This is a genomic window from Streptomyces katrae (genome assembly GCF_000966975.1).
GTDB classification, from domain to species: Bacteria; Actinomycetota; Actinomycetes; order Streptomycetales; family Streptomycetaceae; genus Streptomyces; species Streptomyces katrae.
In genome coordinates this window covers 1-1,311 of the sequence record NZ_JZWV01001311.1, presented here as the reverse complement: position 1 = coordinate 1,311, position 1,311 = coordinate 1, and the positions used below count along the sequence as shown (strand labels likewise).

The 1,311-nt window shown below is 76.5% G+C and carries 1 protein-coding gene; it reads left to right on the top strand.

Going from position 1 to position 1,311, the window contains the following annotated elements; all coding sequences use genetic code 11:
* Positions 1-92: 92 nt before the first annotated feature.
* Positions 93-1,311 (top strand): serine/threonine-protein kinase (locus VR44_RS36570; RefSeq protein WP_045951975.1); only part of this gene is annotated, 1,219 nt, incomplete at its 3' end.

Genomic DNA, 1,311 nt, shown 5'->3' with positions numbered 1-1,311 from the left:
AGACAAAGAACCCCACTTCGGTGGGGTTCTTTTCGTGTTCCGGGACGTGTTCCGGCCGGAGCCGCAGTGGCCGGATCGGGCCTTGCGGCATCATGACCCTGACCGGGTCGAGGGGGAACAGCGTGCCGCAGGACGAACCGCGCAAGGACGTCGTGATCGCCGGGCGGTACCGCCTGGGGAAGAGGCTGGGCCGGGGCGGCATGGGGACCGTCTGGCGGGCCTCCGACGAGCTCCTCGGACGTGCGGTCGCCGTGAAGGAACTCCACGTCGGCGAGGGGAAGGAAGCGGCGGGCGCGCTGCGCGAGGCGCGGACCGTCGCACAGATCAAGCACCCGCACGTGGTCGTCGTGCACGACGTCGTCGAGGACGACGGCCGGCACTACATCGTCATGGAACTCGTGGAGGGCGGCTCGCTCGCCGACCGCCTCGGTGCCGACGGGCCCCTCGACACCGGGGAGACCGCCCGGGTCGGACTCGCCCTGCTCGGTGCCCTCGGCGCGGCCCACGAGCGCGGGGTCCTCCACCGCGACGTCAAGCCCGCCAACGTCCTCATGGAGGCGGGCACCGGACGGGTCGTCCTCACCGACTTCGGCATCGCCCGCCTCGCCGGCTCCACCACCATCAGCGAGACCGGCGCGTTCGTGGGTTCGCCCGAGTACACCTCTCCCGAACGGATGCAGGGAGCCGCCGCCGGCCCGGCGTCCGACCTGTGGTCCCTGGGCGCCCTGCTGTGCGCCGCGCTGACCGGCGAGTCCCCCTTCCACCGCGACTCGCTGGGCGGGGTCCTCCACGCCGTCGTCCAGGACGAGATCCGCCCGCCCGCACAGGCGGGACCGCTGGCCCCGCTGGTCCGGGGCCTGCTGGAGCGCGACACCGAACGCCGGCTGGGGGCGGCGGAGGCACAGCGGATGCTGTCGGCGTACGTGACCACCGGCAGCCTCCCCCTCCTCGGCTCCGCCCCGGCCCCCGCCCCCGGCCGGCCCGCCGTCCCCGCGCCCGTCGGCTGGTCCCCGACCGAACGCGCCACCGCGCAGACCGGCCCCGCGGCGGCGCCGGAGCCCCGGGCCGGACTGCGTGCCGGACTGGTCGCCGCACTCGTCGTCGTGGCCGTCATCGGGGCCGTGGCCGTGACCTCCCTGCTCTCCGGCCCGGCGGGCGGCGGCAGGGACACCGCACAGGACGACCGCCCCGGCCGCGCCCCCGCCACGGCCACCTCCGCCCCGCGGCCCCCGGCGGCCTCCCCCGTCACGGCGACCGCCACGGCCACGGCGACGACCACCGTGACCGCGCCCCCGCCCGCCCCGCCCGCCC